Below are 15,533 nucleotides of genomic sequence, written 5' to 3' on the forward strand. Positions count from 1 at the left end.
CCACCGCCACACCGATCCGGCCCGAATGGACGCACACTGGATCGGTGACTCCCACGCAGGCCGAGCAACACCCCATCGTCGAGGACCGCACGCCGGTGCCGCATCGCGCGCACGGCCGCCTTTCCGAGGTACCGCACATCGCCGGATTGACCCTCGGTGTGTTCGCGGTGCTGCTGACCCTGTGGAGCCTCTCGCCCAGCCTGCGGATCCTCACGCAGGTGCCACGCCACTATGTCGACACCTATTACTTCGACGCCCCCGACACCAGTCTGGTGTGGGCGTTGGTGGTCGGCTTACTCGCCGGGGCGACCGCGGCCCGCAAGCGGATCGCCTGGTGGCTGCTGGTGGTGTATCTGCTGCTGTACGCGGTGGCGAACATCCTGGACTTCTTCGCCGACGACGATGTGGACGCGCTGGTCGCCTTCATCGTGCACGTGGTGGTGATCGCGATCCTGCTGGCCGCGCGTAAGGAGTTCTACACCCGGGTTCGGCCGGGAGCGCTGTGGAAAGCGCTCGGCGTGCTGGTGGCCGGGTTGGCGCTCGGCTGCCTGCTCGGCTGGGGGCTGGTGGAGCTGTTCCCCGGTTCGCTGCCCGAGGGCGTGCAGCGTCCGCTGTGGGCGGTGTATCGGGTCACCGCCGCCGTGCTGGTGAACAACGAGCACTTCGACGGGCATCCGCACGCCTGGGTGAACTTCCTGCTCGGCCTGTTCGGCGCGATCGCGCTGCTGGCCGCGGTGATCGTGCTGTTGCGCTCACAACGTGCCGACAACGCGATGACCGGCCTGGACGAGTCGGCCATCCGCGGACTGCTGGCCGCCGGCGATGTCGAGGACTCGCTCGGCTACTTCGCGACCCGCCGCGACAAGGCCGTGGTGTTCGCGCCGAATGGCAAGGCCGCGATCACCTATCGCGTCGAGTTGGGTGTGTGCCTGGCCAGTGGCGATCCGATCGGCCCGAAACAGGGCTGGCCGCAGGCGATTCAGGCTTGGTTGGAGCAGGCCGACCGGTTCGGCTGGCAACCCGCAGTGATGGGCGCGAGCGAACTCGGCGCCACCGCGTACCGCAAGGCCGGACTGTCGGCGCTGCGTCTGGGCGACGAGGCGATCCTCGACACCCGCACGTTCTCGCTCGCGGGCCCGGAGATGAAACAGGTCAGGCAGGCCGCGAACCGGTTGCGCAAGAACGGCCTCGAAGTGCGGGTGCGCAGGCACCGCGACATTCCGGCCGAGGAGTTCGCCGAGATCGTCGCCCGCGCGGACGCCTGGCGCGACACCGAGACCGAGCGCGGCTTCTCGATGGCACTGGGTCGCCTCGGTGACCCACTCGACGGTGACTGTCTGCTGGTCGAAGCCGTCGATCACGACGACCACGTGCACGGCATGCTCTCGCTCGTCCCCTGGGGCCGCACCGGCGCATCACTGGAACTGATGCGCCGCGACCCGCAGAGCCCCAACGGCGTGATGGAGCTGATGATCTCCCAGCTCGCCCTGAACTCCGATCAGTACGGCATCACCAAGGTGTCGCTGAACTTCGCGGTGTTCCGTTCGGTGTTCGAGGAGGGCGGCCGGATCGGCGCCGGTCCGATCCTGCGGGCTTGGCGCGGTGTGCTGCTGTTCTTCTCGCGCTGGTGGCAGCTCGAGGCGCTGTACCGGTCGAATGTGAAGTATCACCCGCGCTGGGTGCCGCGGTTCTTTCTGTTCGAGGAACGCAGGCAGCTGCCGCGGGTGGCCACGGCGAGCGGGCTGGCCGAAGGTTTCCTGCCGCGCCTCGGCAAGGCGCCCGACGCGGGCGTGCACACCGGCACGAAGGCGGCGGTCCCCGCGACCGTCACCGGCCTCCACCCCGACGGCAGCGCGCCGGAGACACCGGAGAGCGCCGACGACGAGCAGGGTCCGCGCAGGCCGGAGCAGGTACGGGTGCGCCTGGACAAACTCGACCGGCTCACCGCGTCCGGCGTCGACGCCTACCCGCCCGCCTACCCGCCGACCCACGACATCGCCGCGGCGAGGCGCTGCCCCAAGGGCACCACGGTGCGCATCGCGGGCAGGCTCTTGCGGATTCGCGACTACGGCGGCGTGATCTTCGCGTTGGTGCGGGATTGGACCGGCGAGATCCAGCTGCTGATCGACCGCGAGCGGGTCGGCGCCGATCGCAGCAACGAGTTCACCGAATTCTTCGACCTGGGCGATCTCATCGAGGTGAGCGGGCAGATCGGCGCCAGCCGCAACGGTGAGCTCTCGCTGCTCGCGCAGGACTGGCGGATGAACGGCAAGTGCCTGCATCCGCTGCCCGACAAGTGGCGTGGGCTGGCGGATCAGGAGGCCAAGGTCCGGCAGCGGTATGTGGACATGGCGATCGACCCCGAGGCCCGCGAGGTGATGGCCAAGCGCAGCGCGGTGCTGCACTCACTGCGCGATTCCCTCTATGTCTGGGGCTTTCTCGAGGTGGAGACGCCGATCCTGCAACAGGTGCACGGCGGGGCCAACGCGACCCCGTTCCGCACCCACATCAACGCCTACGACCTCGATCTCTACCTGCGCATCGCCCCCGAGCTGTACCTCAAACGGCTGTGCGTCGGCGGCATGGAGAAGGTGTTCGAGATCGGCCGGACGTTCCGCAACGAAGGCGTGGACTTCAGCCACAACCCCGAGTTCACGATCCTGGAAGCCTATGAGGCGCACAGCGATTACCAGCAGATGATGCACCTGTGCCGTCGGCTGATCCAGCACGCGGCGATGGCCGCCAACGGGGCCGAGGTGGCGTTGCGCCCGAACGACGACGGCGGATTCGACACCGTCGATATCTCCGGCGAGTGGCGGGTCAAGACCGTGCACGGCGCGGTCTCCGAGGCGATCGGCACCGAGGTGACCCCGCGCACCGAGCTGGCCCGGCTGCGCGAACTGTGCGACGAGGCGGGCGTGGCCTACCAACACGGCTGGGACGCGGGCCAAGTGGTGCTGGAAATGTATGAGCACCTGGTGGAATCGCAGACCACCGACCCCACCTTCTATCTGGACTTCCCCACCTCGGTCTCCCCGCTCACCCGCTCGCACCGCAGCATCGACGGCGTGGCCGAGCGCTGGGACCTGGTGGCCTGGGGGGTCGAATTGGGTACCGCCTACAGCGAACTCACCGATCCGGTGGAGCAGCGGCGCAGACTCACCGAGCAGTCGATGCTGGCCGCGGGCGGCGATCCGGAGGCGATGGAACTCGACGAGGACTTCCTGGCCGCACTCGAACACGCGATGCCGCCCACCGGCGGGCTCGGCATGGGGGTGGACCGGGTGGTCATGTTGATCACCGGACGCAGCATCCGCGAGACGCTGCCGTTCCCCTTGGTGAAACCGCGGTGAGAACGGGCACAGGTGTATACGGATCGCGACGCGTTCGCGATCAACAACTGCTCCGTCCGGCCCGCGTGCGACTTTCGTAGTGAAAGTCGCAGCGAGGCGGCTAGTCTCGGAGTTCCGGCACCGGGAGGATGTCGGACCACCAACACATCGGGATGGGATCACATGTATCTGGACTTGCTGACCACGGCCGCACTCGTCGATCCGCACATGTTCACCAGCAGCTTCGACACCCTGGCCAGTTCGGACGCTGTCAACACCGCGATGGAACTCGCGGCGAAGAAGAAAAAGAAGAACAGCAGTTTCCTGATCATCGGCGGCATCTGCTGCCTGGTGATCGTGGTGCTCATCGTCGGTGGCATCTACCTGCTCAAGAACAAGAAGAAGGACGACCAGCCGCCGCACAACGGTGGTCAGCCGCCGTTCAACGGCCCGCAGGGTGGTCAGCCGCCGTACGGCCAGCCGCCCTACGGCCAGTCCTGACCCGGAGGACTCGCGGCGATCTCCTCGGTCGACGAGGCGACCCCGCGAGTCCTCGACGAGCATCCGTTCGCCGAGACCAAGAGCCGTAGTCCCCCGGGATACCTCGATACGGCAGAGTGTTTAGCGTGCAGCTGATACTCGTGCGTCATGCCCAACCCGAACGCGTGGTCGGCGACACCGCCGCCGCCGACCCCGGCCTCACCGACATCGGCAAACTCCAAGCCGACCGTGTCCCGCCGCGCTCGCCCCCCACGACATCGTTCGCGTAGTCAGCAGCCCGCAGCGCCGCGCCCGCGACACCGCGCTCCCCACCGCGACCGCCCGCGACCTCCCCGTCGAGGTCATCGACGACCTGGCCGAGTACGACCGCGACCTGCCCGCCTACATCCCCATCGAAGACGCGAAAACCGAATTCGCCGAGGCCTACGCCCGCATCAAAGCGGGCCACCTCCCCGACCAGATCGACGGCCCCGCCTTCACCGCGCGAGTACTGGCCGCCGTCGAAAACCTCGTCTCCACAGCAGCGCCCGAGGACACCGTCGTAGCCTTCGCTCACGGCGGCGTGATCAACGCCCTCCTGGCCGACATCCTGGCCCTCCCCCGCCCCCTGACCTTCCCGATCGACTACTGCTCGATCACCCGAATCCTCTACTCCCGCACCGGCACCCGCACAGCCGCCACGATCAACGAAAACGGCCACGTCTGGAACCTACTGCCGAGGGCCCTGTCCCGAACCACCCCTTGACTCCGCCACAACCACAGACCGCCATGCCCGAACTCCCCAGCCACACCGCCCACCCCAAGTCCGCCATGACCGCCCTCCTCAGCCACACCGCCCACCCCAAGTCCGCCATGACCGCCCTCCCAGCCCACCACCCGCGACCCCTAGGGAGCGGCGGCCACGCAGTGGCCGGTTCGCGGCCGGGTCGCCGGTTAGCCGCCGTTGCGTAGGCGACAAAGGAGCAAGCAACGGCGGCTAACCGGCGGCCCCTTGGGGCCGCGAACACGCGCGCGCCAGCGCGCCAACAAACACAGCGTCAAACCTGCCTGGGACTACTGAACCCCATGTCCCAACAGAAAGAGCCCGGCACCACCGAAGCGATACCGGGCCCTCACCGAACTACTCAGGCCTGCTGAGCGATCCAGTTGTGCATCCAGGTGATAGCGGTCTGCCCGCCACCCACCGAGTAACTGCCGTACAGAGTATGAGCCTGCGAGCGGTAGAACTGCTCGAGATCCTTGGCCCGCTTCTGGTTGGCCGCGTCCGTCAGCTGCGCCCCCAGCGTCGGGATGCCACCGAGCGACATCAGGTCGGTCACGATCGCCCCGGCCTCGAGCTGGTAGCGCCACAGGTTGGCCGGATTCGCATCCGAACTCTGCGCGAGGAACCCGGCGAACCGCGTCACGAAGTCGTCGCTGGCGGTCGCGCAGTACAGGTCGTCGACCGCGCAGATCGTGCGCGTGCGATCGCTCAGCCAACCGAACCCACCCGGCCGGGCGCCACCGGCACCGGCACCCTGGGCGAACGGGCCGACCTGCACATCGGTCGGCGAACGGCGCGGATCGGAGATGAGGCCGACAGCGGCGACCCGGTCCTGTGGGATCGGGCTGATGCCGGTGCCGATCTCGGCGGCCAGATCGCCTGCGGCGTCGGCACCCTGGCTGTAGCCGACGATCGCGGCCTTGGTGTTGCCGCAGGCGGCCAGCTTCTCGCTGATCAGCCCGCGGGCGGCGTCGACCGCCTGCTTCTTGGAGTTGCCGTAGACATCGCCCTCCCAGGGGAAGGCAGTGGCGGCGTAGGTGACGTAGTCGACGTCGGTGTTTCTCGGTAGGCCGTTGGTGACGCCGGCGAGCATGCCGGGGCCGGGGGTCTTCTCGTGGCCGGTTTCCCAGGTACCGGGAATGGCGACCACATACAGACTCGGGCAGGCGGGCGCCGCGCTCGCGCTCGTGCTGCCGACAACAATTCCGGACATCATCGCCGCGGATGCTCCCAGAGCCGCGACAACCTTCTTCACCTGCATACCGCTCCAGTTCACCCTTGCTCCATCGATGTGAGAGCAACCCCGATTAAGGACGTTTGGCCCCAGATCTCGCCGCGAATCAGAATAGGCGTACGAGCCATCCCGTGCCACACGACCTCTCGATCTTATGACAGTTTGCACCGACGGACCCACGGCTACGCAACCGCAGTGACGGGATGTCGGCGGCACGTCACCGCCGACTCACCCCCTGTTCGCGGAACTCACACCTCCAGGTCTTCTTCGATGCCCTTGAGCTTGTGCCGCGCCAGCGCCAGATTGGCCCGGCTACGATCGAGGGCGAGATAGAGAAAAAGCCCTTTGGACTTGCGCCCTGTCATCGGGCGGATCAGGTGGTACTGCGTGCCGAGGGTGATCAGGATGTCCTCGATGTCCTCGTTGAGACCGAGCTGCTCGATGGTGCGCATCTTCGCCCGCACCACCTCGGTATTGCCCGCCGCGGCGACCTGTAGGTCGAGCGACTTGGTGCTGCTGAGCATTCCGAGCGCCATCCCGCTGCTGTAGTCGACGATCGCGGCGCCGATCGCGCCTTCGATCACCATCATGTCCTTCAGAGCCAGATCCATGTTCGACATATCGTGCCTTTCATTCGTCGATCTTCGCCAGGTCGTTCCCGGGCGAGTGCGCCGCCGCCAGATGGCCGGCGATGGCGCGAGCTACTGGTCGCGACTCCAGGTGGAGCCGACCGACATTCACTTCTGGTCCGGCGAGCACGGTCAACGAGGTGTAGCCGGCGGCGTAGATCACCACCTGCCCCTCGGTGCCGTGCACGACGACTTCGCTGAACCCGCCGCCGTGCGCGACGTTCGCCAGCCGATACGACAGCGACAACTGCGCGGCCGACAGCGCGGCCATGCTCGCGGGTTCCAGATGGACGGGTAGGTCGTGTTCGATGAGCAGCCCGTCGCTCGAGGCCACCAGCGACCCGGTGAGCTGCGGTAGCCGCTCGCGCAACACCTTCAATTCGGCCAGCACGGCCGGATAGTGTTGGGGCGCTGTGTGTTCGGGCGCCCTGGGTTCAGGCGCGGTCATCGCCGGTTTGGTCAACCTACCCCTCCATTCACCGAGCAGCTTCTTCCGCACGGTCACGCAAGCTCCTCCAACGCCGCCCTGAGCCGGATGAGTGTTTCGCGGTCGACCTGTCGCCAGCGTTCGGGTTCCGCTCGGCCCTGGTCTCCGCGGTGTCGGGCGGTCGCGGTCGCTTCCTCGTCGATCGCGTGCCTGCCCGCTCGTGCACCCGTCTCCTGCTGGAAACGGGTCGGTCCCGCGCTGCCGGGAATACGTCTGGGCAGCGTGGGCACGGATGTTGTCGACGGTGTCGAGCTTCGGTGGTCGGCCGGTTCCGGGGCGAGGGCGAGATGACGTCCGCGCTGCGGTTGTTCGGTCTGGATGGGCTCCGGGGTCTCGATCAAGCCCGCTGTGGTGAGGTCGCGAACCGCGACGAGGCAGCCGTAGGTGGTGCGGCCGAGATCGCGCGCGATGTCGGCGATGCTGCGGCGGGTGTCGGCCGCGGCGAGGACTTCGGCCTGACTTCCGGTGATCACCACCTGGTTTCGCTTGACCCGGCGGGCCGGGACCACCGGAACCGTGGTGACCAGGTCGGGCGACCACGGACCGTAGTCGTTGTCGTTGCGGCGTTCGCATTCGTGAACAAGCGCGCGCGGGGCGATGTGGCAGACCGGGGCCAGCCAGTGTTCGGGTGTCGGGCGGAATTCCGGCTCGCCCGCCGAGGCCAGCAAAAAGTAGGCAGCGTCGAAGACCGACAGCAGCGCGAGGGTTTCCAGTTGCGGTTGTTCCAGCAGCGGGCCGGGATCGCCCGCGCCCGCGCGGCGCCAATCCTCCGCCGTTGCCACCCCGGCTTCGACCACCAATCGGTCGAGTCCGATGGTGCGCCCACAGCCCACCGAGGCGATAGCGCCACGGACCAAGTGGAATTCGCCGTCCCCGGCCCGCAATACTCCGGTAGACCCTTCTTCGCCGAGCCGATGCAATTCATCGGCGAGCGCGACACTCATCGGCTCCCGCCCGTCAAATCTTCCAGTGCCGATCTGAGTTGATAGCGCGCCATCCCGAGATTTCCTGTATCGCTGTCGAATACGACATGCATGAACAACCTGCCGTCGAAGTCACCGTCTACCAGGTGTAGGAGATGGAACCCCCTGGTCCGGCACACCACGATCTCGGTGAGGTCGTCATCGGAGCTCCCCAGTGCCGGACACCCGAGCGCGGCTCGTACCACATCGGTGGTCCCCGCCGCGTCCTCGTGCTCGTCGACGCCCTGGTGTTCGCCGGCGGCGGCGACAGCCAACCCGCTCGCCCCGTCCACCAGCGTCGCACTGCGCGCTCCGGGAATATCCATGATGCGTTTCAGACACCCATCAAGCGAATTCACCGAGCCCCCGACCGTCATCGACTATTGATCGAGACGAGACGTTATACCCCGCCGCTATTCTTCGCATCTTGTACGCCGGAAAATTGCTGCCGCACAATATGTTTGCTGATGGTTGCTGGAAAACCGCTCGGTATCAATACTTTTCAGTAACTTCGGCGATCATTCGCTGCCCATCGCCATAACCGGTGATCACTCGCCTTTTCCACCCTCCAGCGATCATCGGGCGAACTTACGAATCAGCGTCTTCGCAGACCTCGCCTGACTCGGCGCACACCACTGCCACACCGATGTGCTCGAGAATTGCGCGATCAGCCCGCCGCGCGGCGGTACCAGGTTTCCGCTTCGCGGTGGGCGCCTTGGGATTCCAGGAGCGCCGCGAGGTTGGCCATGGCACGGGGGTGGCCGAGGTCGGCCGCGCGCCGGAAGCAGCGGCGGGCCTCGGTGGTGGCGCCGCGGTGACGCAGCAGGATGCCGAGGTTGTTGACGGCGTCGATGTCGCCGTGGTCGGCGGCCTCGCCGTACCAGGCTTCGGCGTCGTCGAGGCGGTGCTGGTCCTCGAAGAGCCGGGCGAGGTTGTACATGGCGTCGACGTGTCCCGCCATGGCGGCGTGGTGGTACCAGGTCTCGGCATCGCGGCGGTCACCACACTGGTAGAGCATGGTGGCCAGATTGAACATCGCGTTGCAGTTGCCCGCGGCCGCCGCACGGCGGTACCAGGATTCGGCCTCGTCGAGTTCACCGAACTGATCGAGCAGGACGGCGAGGTTGTTCATCGAACGCGTGTGCCCCGCGGCGGCGGCGCGCCGGAACCAGTGCTCGGCAGCTTCGAAATCGCTGTGGTCGTGGTAGAAGTGGGCAAGATTGTGCATAGCGGTACCGTCACCACGCTCCGCGGCGCGACGCAGGTTCGCCAATGCTTCCGGCGGCAACGGCACAGCTCCCCCTCGGATCTTCCCGTACACCTCGACACGGAAAGTCTATGTGCTGCAGGGAAGATCAGCCATGTCGTTTGCGTAGCCATCGAAACCATTGAGTAACTTCATCGTTCAGCCCCCTACGCATCCCCTCGGCAACACGAAAGCGCCCGCGGACTCGGAAGTCCGCGGGCGCCTGGGTGGTTACGCGATCAGCGCTGGGCGACAGCTGTCGGGGGGATCGGCGCGGGCAGCGCGGTTTCGCCCTCGAGGAACTTGTCGACGGCCGACGCGGCGGCGCGGCCCTCGGCGATGGCCCAGACGATGAGCGACTGGCCACGGCCCATATCGCCGGCGACGAAGACGCCGGGGATGTTGGTGGCCCAGCTCTTGTCGCGCTGGACGTTGCCGCGACCGTCGTAGCCGACGCCGAGATCGGTGAGCAGACCCGGCTTCTGCGGGCCGACGAAGCCCATGGCCAGCAGGACCAGGTCGGCTTCGAGGGTGAAGTCGGTGCCTTCGACCTTTTCGAAGCGGCCGTTGGCCATCTTGACCTCGTGGGCGTCGAGGCCGGTGACCTTGCCGTCCTTGCCGACGAAGCGCTCGGTGTTCACCGAGAACAGACGTTCGCCGCCCTCTTCGTGTGCCGAGGCGACCCGGTACATGAGGGGGTAGGTCGGCCACGGGGTCGAGCCCGCGCGCTCCTCGGGAGGACGCGGCATGATCTCGAACTGGTGGACCGACTCGGCGCCGTGGCGGTGTGAGGTGCCGAGGCAGTCGGCGCCGGTGTCGCCACCGCCGATGATGATGACCTTCTTGCCCTTGGCGTGGATCGGCGGCAGGCCGTCCGCGTCGGCGATGTCGTCACCGAGCTGCACCCGGTTGGACAGCGGCAGGAACTCCATCGCCTGGTGGATACCGTCGAGCTCGCGGCCCGGGATCGGCAGGTCGCGGGCGATGGTGGCGCCACCGGCCAGCACGATCGCGTCGAAACGCTCACGCAACTGCTCGGCGGTGATGTCGACACCCACGTTGACGCCCGCCTTGAAGATGGTGCCTTCGGCTTCCATCTGGGCCAGACGACGGTCGATGACCGACTTCTCCATCTTGAATTCCGGGATGCCGTAGCGCATCAGGCCGCCGATGCGGTCGTCACGCTCGAACACGGTCACGGTGTGACCGGCGCGAGTGAGCTGCTGGGCGGCGGCCAGACCGGCCGGGCCGGAGCCGACGACGGCGATCTTCTTGCCGGTGAGACGGGTCGGGTACACCGGGGTGACCCAGCCCTCGTCGAAGGCGTTCTCGATGAGCTCGACCTCGACCTGCTTGATCGTGACCGGCTCCTGGTTGATGCCGAGCACACAGGACGCCTCACACGGAGCCGGGCACAGGCGGCCGGTGAACTCCGGGAAGTTGTTGGTGGCGTGCAGGCGGTCGATGCCTTCGCGCCACGCGCCCTTGTAGACCAGGTCGTTCCATTCGGGAATCAGGTTCCCGAGCGGACAGCCCTGGTGGCAGAAGGGAATTCCGCAATCCATGCAGCGGCTGGCCTGGTTCTTCAAGGTGTCCTGGGAGAACTTCTTCTCCTCGTAGACCTCTTTCCAGTCGAGCAGACGCAGCTCGACCGGACGACGGGCCGGGGTTTCCCTCGAGGTGTGCTTCAAAAATCCCTGTGGGTCAGCCACGAGCCGCCTCCATGATCGCGGTGTCGACATCCTTACCGGCCTTTTCGGCCTCGGAGATGGCGAGTAGAACCTTCTTGTATTCGCGGGGCATGACCTTCACGAAGTGGTTCACCTGCTGGGACCAGTCGCTCAGGATGCGTTCGGCCACAGCCGATCCCGTTTCGTCGCGGTGGGTCGCGATGATGTCGCGCAGCCAGGTGAAGTCGTCACCGGCGAGCTGCTCGATCGCGTCGACCTGATCCGGGTTGACCCGCCCGGGCAGCTTGCCCTCGGGGTCGTAGATGTAGGCCACGCCGCCGGACATACCGGCGCCGAGGTTGCGGCCGGTGTCACCGAGGATGACCACGCGGCCACCGGTCATGTACTCGAGCGCGTGGTCGCCCACACCCTCGACGACCGCGGTGGCGCCGGAGTTACGAACGCCGAAGCGCTCGCCCGCGACACCGTTGATCAGGATGCGACCACTGGTGGCGCCGAACATGATCACGTTGCCCGCGATGATGTTGTCCTCGGCGACAAAGGCTTCCGGTGCGGAAGCCGACGGACGGACCACGATGTGGCCACCCGACAGACCCTTGCCGACGTAGTCGTTGGCGTCACCGAACACCCGCAGCGTGATGCCGGCCGGGACGAACGCGCCGAAGCTGTTGCCCGCCGAACCGGTGAAGGTGATGTCGATGGTGTCGTCGGGCAGGCCCGCGCCACCGTAGAGCTTGGTCACCTCGTGGCCGAGCATGGTGCCGACCGTGCGGTTCACGTTGGTGATCTTGGTTTCGATCTTGACCGCCTGGCCACGCTCGAGCGCGGGGGCGCTCTGCGCGATCAGCTCGTTGTCGAGAGCCTTGTCCAGACCGTGGTCCTGGGTGGTGGTGCACCGGGTGTTCTGGTTCATGAACGCCGTTTCCGGCATGTCCAGGATCGGCGACAGGTCCAGCTTGGCGGCCTTGTAGTGCTGCTTGGCCTTGGCGGTGTCGAGCAGGTCGACCCGGCCGACGGCCTCGTCGAGGGTGCGGAAGCCCAGCTCGGCGAGCAGCTCACGCACCTCCTCGGCGATGAACATCATGAAGTTCTCGACGAATTCCGGCTTGCCGGTGAAGCGCTCGCGCAGCACCGGGTTCTGGGTGGCGATGCCGACCGGACAGGTGTCGAGGTGACACACGCGCATCATGACGCAACCCGAGACGACCAGGGGCGCGGTCGCGAAACCGAACTCCTCGGCGCCGAGCAGGGCGGCGATCATCACGTCGCGGCCGGTCTTCATCTGACCGTCGACCTGGACGACGATGCGGTCGCGCAGGCCGTTGAGCAGCAGGGTCTGCTGGGTCTCGGCCAGGCCGAGCTCCCAGGGACCACCGGCGTGCTTGAGCGAGGTGAGCGGCGAAGCGCCGGTGCCGCCGTCGTGGCCCGAGATGAGCACGACGTCGGCGTGCGCCTTGGACACACCGGTGGCGACGGTGCCGACGCCCGGCTCCGCGACAAGTTTCACGTGAATCCGCGCCTGCGGGTTCGCGTTCTTCAGGTCGTGGATCAGCTGGGCCAGATCCTCGATCGAGTAGATGTCGTGGTGCGGCGGCGGCGAGATCAGGCCGACGCCCGGCGTGGAGTGACGCACCTCGGCGACCCACGGGTACACCTTGTGCGCGGGCAGCTGGCCGCCCTCGCCCGGCTTGGCGCCCTGGGCCATCTTGATCTGGATGTCGGTGGCGTTGGTCAGGTAGTGCGCGGTGACGCCGAAGCGACCCGACGCGACCTGCTTGATCGCCGAACGACGCCAGTCGCCGCTCTCCTCGACCTCGAAGCGAGCGGGGCTCTCGCCGCCCTCACCGGAGTTCGAGCGGGCGCCGATGCGATTCATCGCGATGGCGAGGGTCTCGTGCGCCTCGGCGGAGATGGAGCCGTAGCTCATCGCACCGGTCGAGAAACGCTTCACGATCTCGCTCGCGGGCTCGACCTCGTCGATGGAGATCGACGCGCGCTGGTTCGACTTGAACTTGAACAGACCACGCAGCGCCGCCAAGCGCTCGGACTGATCGTCGACCAGCTTGGTGTACTCCTTGAAGATCGAGTACTGGCCGGTGCGGGTCGCGTGCTGCAGCTTGAACACCGTGTCCGGGTTGAACAGGTGGTACTCGCCCTCACGACGCCACTGGTACTCGCCGCCGACCTCGAGCTCGCGGTGCGCGCGCTCGTTGCGGTTCTCCAGGAACGCGACGCGGTGGCGGATGGCCACCTCTTCGGCGATCTCGTCGAGACCGATGCCGCCCAGCGGCGAGCGCAGGCCGGTGAAGTACTCGTCGACCAGGTCCTGGGCCAGGCCGATGACCTGGTACAGCTGGGCGCCGTTGTAGGAGGCGAGGGTGGAGATGCCCATCTTCGACATCACCTTGAGCACGCCGTTGCTGGCCGCGGTGCAGTAGTTCGCGACGGCCTTGCGGAAGTCGGCGGACAGATCGCCGGTGCTGCCCGGAATCTGCAGCGAACCGCGCTCGAGCATGTCCTCGATGGTCTCGAAGGCCATGTACGGGTTGATCGCGGCGGCGCCGAAACCGATCAGCAGGGCCATGTGGTGCACCTCGCGGGCGTCACCGGCCTCCACGACCAGGCCGACCATGGTGCGGGTCCGCTCGCGCACCAGGTGGTGGTGCACCGACGAGGTGAGCAGCAGCGACGGGATCGGCGCCAGCTTCTCGTTGGACTCACGGTCGGACAGCACGATGATGCGCGCGCCGCCGTCGATGGCGGCCGAGACCTGGGTGTTGATGGCCTCGAGCGACTTGCGCAGACCCTCGCCGCCCGCGGCGACCGGGTACAGACCGCGCACGACCACCGAGCGCAGGCCCGGCTGGCTGCCGTCGTCGTTGATGTGGACGAGCTTGGCCAGCTCGTCGTTGTCGAGAATGGGCTGTTCGAGCGCGATCATGCGACAGGAGTCGGGGCCCGGGTGCAGCAAGTCGGCCTCGGGGCCGAGGTTGCGCTTGAGGCTGGTGACGACCTTCTCGCGGATAGCGTCGAGCGGCGGGTTGGTGACCTGTGCGAACAGCTGCGAGAAGTAGTCGAACAGCAGACGCGAACGGTTCGACAGCACCGCGATCGGGGTGTCGGTACCCATCGAGCCGAGTGCCTCGCCGCCGGTCTTGGCCATCGGCGTGATCAGCAGGTTCAGGTCCTCGGTGGTGTAGCCGAAGATCTGCTGACGGATCAGCACGCGGTCGTGCGACATGTGCACGTGCGGGCGATCGGGCAGATCGGCCAGCCGGCTCACGCCGGCGTCGAGCCACTCCTGGTACGGCTGCGCCGCGGCCAGCTCGGACTTGACCTCCGAGTCGGTGACGATGCGCCCCTTCTCGGTGTCGACCAGGAACATCTTGCCCGGCTGCAGGCGGATCTTCTGGACCACGGTCGCGGGATCGATGTCGAGCACGCCGACCTCGGAGGCCAGCACGACGAGACCGTCTTCGGTGACCCAGATACGACCGGGGCGCAGACCGTTGCGGTCGAGCACGGCGCCGATCTTGGTGCCGTCGGAGAAGCACACCGCGGCCGGGCCGTCCCACGGCTCCATCAGCATCGAGTGGTACTCGTAGAACGCGCGCCGCTCGGGGTCGAGGTTCTCGTTACGCTCCCACGCCTCGGGGATCATCATCATGATGGCGTGGTGCAGCTCGCGACCGCCCAGGTGCAGCAGTTCGAGCACCTCGTCGAAGCGCGCGGTGTCGGAAGCGCCGGGAGTACAGACCGGGAAGATCTTCTGCAGGCGGTCCTTGCCCGCTTCGTCCTTGCCGAACACGTCGCTGCGCAGCAGCGCCTCGCGGGCGCGCATCCAGTTCTCGTTGCCGGTGACGGTGTTGATCTCACCGTTGTGGGCGACCCGGCGGAACGGGTGCGCCAGCGGCCACGAGGGGAAGGTGTTGGTGGAGAAGCGCGAGTGCACGATGCCGATGGCCGACTCGACGCGCTCGTCCTGCAGGTCCAGGTAGAACGCACGCAGCTGGGGCGTGGTGAACATGCCCTTGTAGATGAAGGTCTGGCCGGACAGGCTCGGGAAGTACACCGATTCCTTGCCGACGGTGCCCTCACCGGGGCCTGCCTTACCGAGCTCGTGCTCGATCCGCTTGCGGATCACATACGCGCGACGCTCCAGGTCCATGCCGGAGAGCTGCTCGGCGGAGTTCTTCGGCGAGCCGATGAAGATCTGCCGGAAGGTCGGCATGGCATCACGGGCCAGCGCGCCGAGCGAGGACTCGTCGATCGGCACCTCGCGCCAGCCGAGTACGGCGAGGCCCTCTTCGGTGACGATCTTCTCGACGCCGTAGGCGGCACGCGCGGCTTCGCGACGGGCCTGCGGCAGGAAGGCGATACCGGAGGCGTAGGAGCCCTCCGGCGGCAACTCGAAGGGGGCGGCACTTTCGGCGATGATCGCGCGGAAGAACTTATCCGGGAGCTGGATCAGGACGCCCGCGCCGTCGCCGGAGTTCGGCTCGGCACCCGCAGCACCGCGGTGCTCCAGGTTCAGGAGGGCCGTAATGGCCTTGTCGACGATGTCTCGACTGCGTCGTCCATGCATGTCGGCGACGAACGCGACGCCGCAGGCGTCGTGTTCGAATGCCGGATCGTAGAGCCCGGTGACTCCGGGTGACCTGTGGCCAGGAAGTTGCGTCATGCCTCTG

10 protein-coding genes and 1 pseudogene are annotated in these 15,533 nt (G+C 67.1%); 3 read left to right on the forward strand and 8 right to left on the reverse strand.

What is annotated here, in order from left to right:
- The first annotated feature begins 74 nt into the window (after positions 1-74).
- The 3 genes and pseudogenes from lysX (at position 75) to ASD42_RS29090 (ending at position 4,578) form a co-directional block, all read left to right on the forward strand.
- On the forward strand, positions 75-3,353 hold the full coding sequence (gene lysX, locus ASD42_RS29080) for a bifunctional lysylphosphatidylglycerol synthetase/lysine--tRNA ligase LysX (RefSeq protein ID WP_056822812.1): 3,279 nt from the start codon (positions 75-77) through the stop codon (positions 3,351-3,353).
- Between the two features lie 162 nt (positions 3,354-3,515).
- Positions 3,516-3,833: a hypothetical protein gene (locus tag ASD42_RS29085; protein ID WP_056822509.1), complete on the forward strand. Its 318-nt coding sequence runs from the start codon at positions 3,516-3,518 to the stop codon at positions 3,831-3,833.
- A 125-nt stretch (positions 3,834-3,958) separates the two neighbouring features.
- Positions 3,959-4,578 (forward strand): annotated as a pseudogene (locus ASD42_RS29090) (histidine phosphatase family protein).
- A 379-nt stretch (positions 4,579-4,957) separates the two neighbouring features.
- Here the strand turns inward: ASD42_RS29090 and ASD42_RS29095 are convergent.
- The 8 genes from ASD42_RS29095 to gltB all read right to left on the reverse strand — a co-directional run bounded on the left by ASD42_RS29095 (position 4,958) and on the right by gltB (position 15,526).
- Positions 4,958-5,857 (reverse strand): cutinase family protein, encoded by a 900-nt coding sequence (locus tag ASD42_RS29095; RefSeq protein ID WP_084466002.1) that lies wholly within the window; start codon positions 5,855-5,857, stop codon positions 4,958-4,960.
- Positions 5,858-6,078: 221 nt separating this feature from the next.
- The gene (locus tag ASD42_RS29100) at positions 6,079-6,450 is read right to left on the reverse strand and encodes a hypothetical protein (protein ID WP_056822511.1); all 372 of its coding nucleotides are present in this window, start codon (positions 6,448-6,450) and stop codon (positions 6,079-6,081) included.
- 10 nt (positions 6,451-6,460) lie between these two features.
- The gene (locus ASD42_RS29105) at positions 6,461-6,964 is read right to left on the reverse strand and encodes a roadblock/LC7 domain-containing protein (protein ID WP_235569873.1); all 504 of its coding nucleotides are present in this window, start codon (positions 6,962-6,964) and stop codon (positions 6,461-6,463) included.
- Positions 6,961-7,890 carry a hypothetical protein gene (locus tag ASD42_RS29110; RefSeq protein WP_056822512.1) on the reverse strand — a complete coding sequence of 310 codons (930 nt, stop codon included), beginning with the start codon at positions 7,888-7,890 and terminating at the stop codon, positions 6,961-6,963. The genes ASD42_RS29105 and ASD42_RS29110 overlap by 4 nt, the downstream gene beginning before the upstream one ends.
- Positions 7,887-8,234 carry a hypothetical protein gene (locus tag ASD42_RS29115; protein ID WP_056822820.1) on the reverse strand — a complete coding sequence of 116 codons (348 nt, stop codon included), beginning with the start codon at positions 8,232-8,234 and terminating at the stop codon, positions 7,887-7,889. Before ASD42_RS29115 ends, ASD42_RS29110 begins: the two co-directional genes overlap by 4 nt.
- Before the next feature lie 341 nt (positions 8,235-8,575).
- On the reverse strand, positions 8,576-9,202 hold the full coding sequence (locus ASD42_RS29120; protein ID WP_056822515.1) for a tetratricopeptide repeat protein: 627 nt from the start codon (positions 9,200-9,202) through the stop codon (positions 8,576-8,578).
- 191 nt (positions 9,203-9,393) lie between these two features.
- On the reverse strand, positions 9,394-10,866 hold the full coding sequence (locus ASD42_RS29125) for a glutamate synthase subunit beta (protein ID WP_056822517.1): 1,473 nt from the start codon (positions 10,864-10,866) through the stop codon (positions 9,394-9,396).
- The gene (gene gltB, locus ASD42_RS29130) at positions 10,859-15,526 is read right to left on the reverse strand and encodes a glutamate synthase large subunit (protein ID WP_056822521.1); all 4,668 of its coding nucleotides are present in this window, start codon (positions 15,524-15,526) and stop codon (positions 10,859-10,861) included. The genes ASD42_RS29125 and gltB overlap by 8 nt, the downstream gene beginning before the upstream one ends.
- Positions 15,527-15,533: the final 7 nt, after the last annotated feature.

This window comes from Nocardia sp. Root136 (assembly GCF_001427185.1).
GTDB lineage: Bacteria > Actinomycetota > Actinomycetes > Mycobacteriales > Mycobacteriaceae > Nocardia > Nocardia salmonicida.

Excerpts from the sequence above, each read along its gene's own strand:
- ASD42_RS29085 (WP_056822509.1), top strand. The coding sequence starts at position 3,516 with ATGTATCTGGACTTGCTGACCACGGCCGCACTCGTCGATCCGCACATG.
- ASD42_RS29095 (WP_084466002.1), bottom strand. The coding sequence starts at position 5,857 with ATGCAGGTGAAGAAGGTTGTCGCGGCTCTGGGAGCATCCGCGGCGATG.
- ASD42_RS29100 (WP_056822511.1), bottom strand. The coding sequence starts at position 6,450 with ATGTCGAACATGGATCTGGCTCTGAAGGACATGATGGTGATCGAAGGC.
- ASD42_RS29110 (WP_056822512.1), bottom strand. The coding sequence starts at position 7,890 with ATGAGTGTCGCGCTCGCCGATGAATTGCATCGGCTCGGCGAAGAAGGG.
- ASD42_RS29115 (WP_056822820.1), bottom strand. The coding sequence starts at position 8,234 with ATGGATATTCCCGGAGCGCGCAGTGCGACGCTGGTGGACGGGGCGAGC.
- gltB (WP_056822521.1), bottom strand. The coding sequence starts at position 15,526 with ATGACGCAACTTCCTGGCCACAGGTCACCCGGAGTCACCGGGCTCTAC.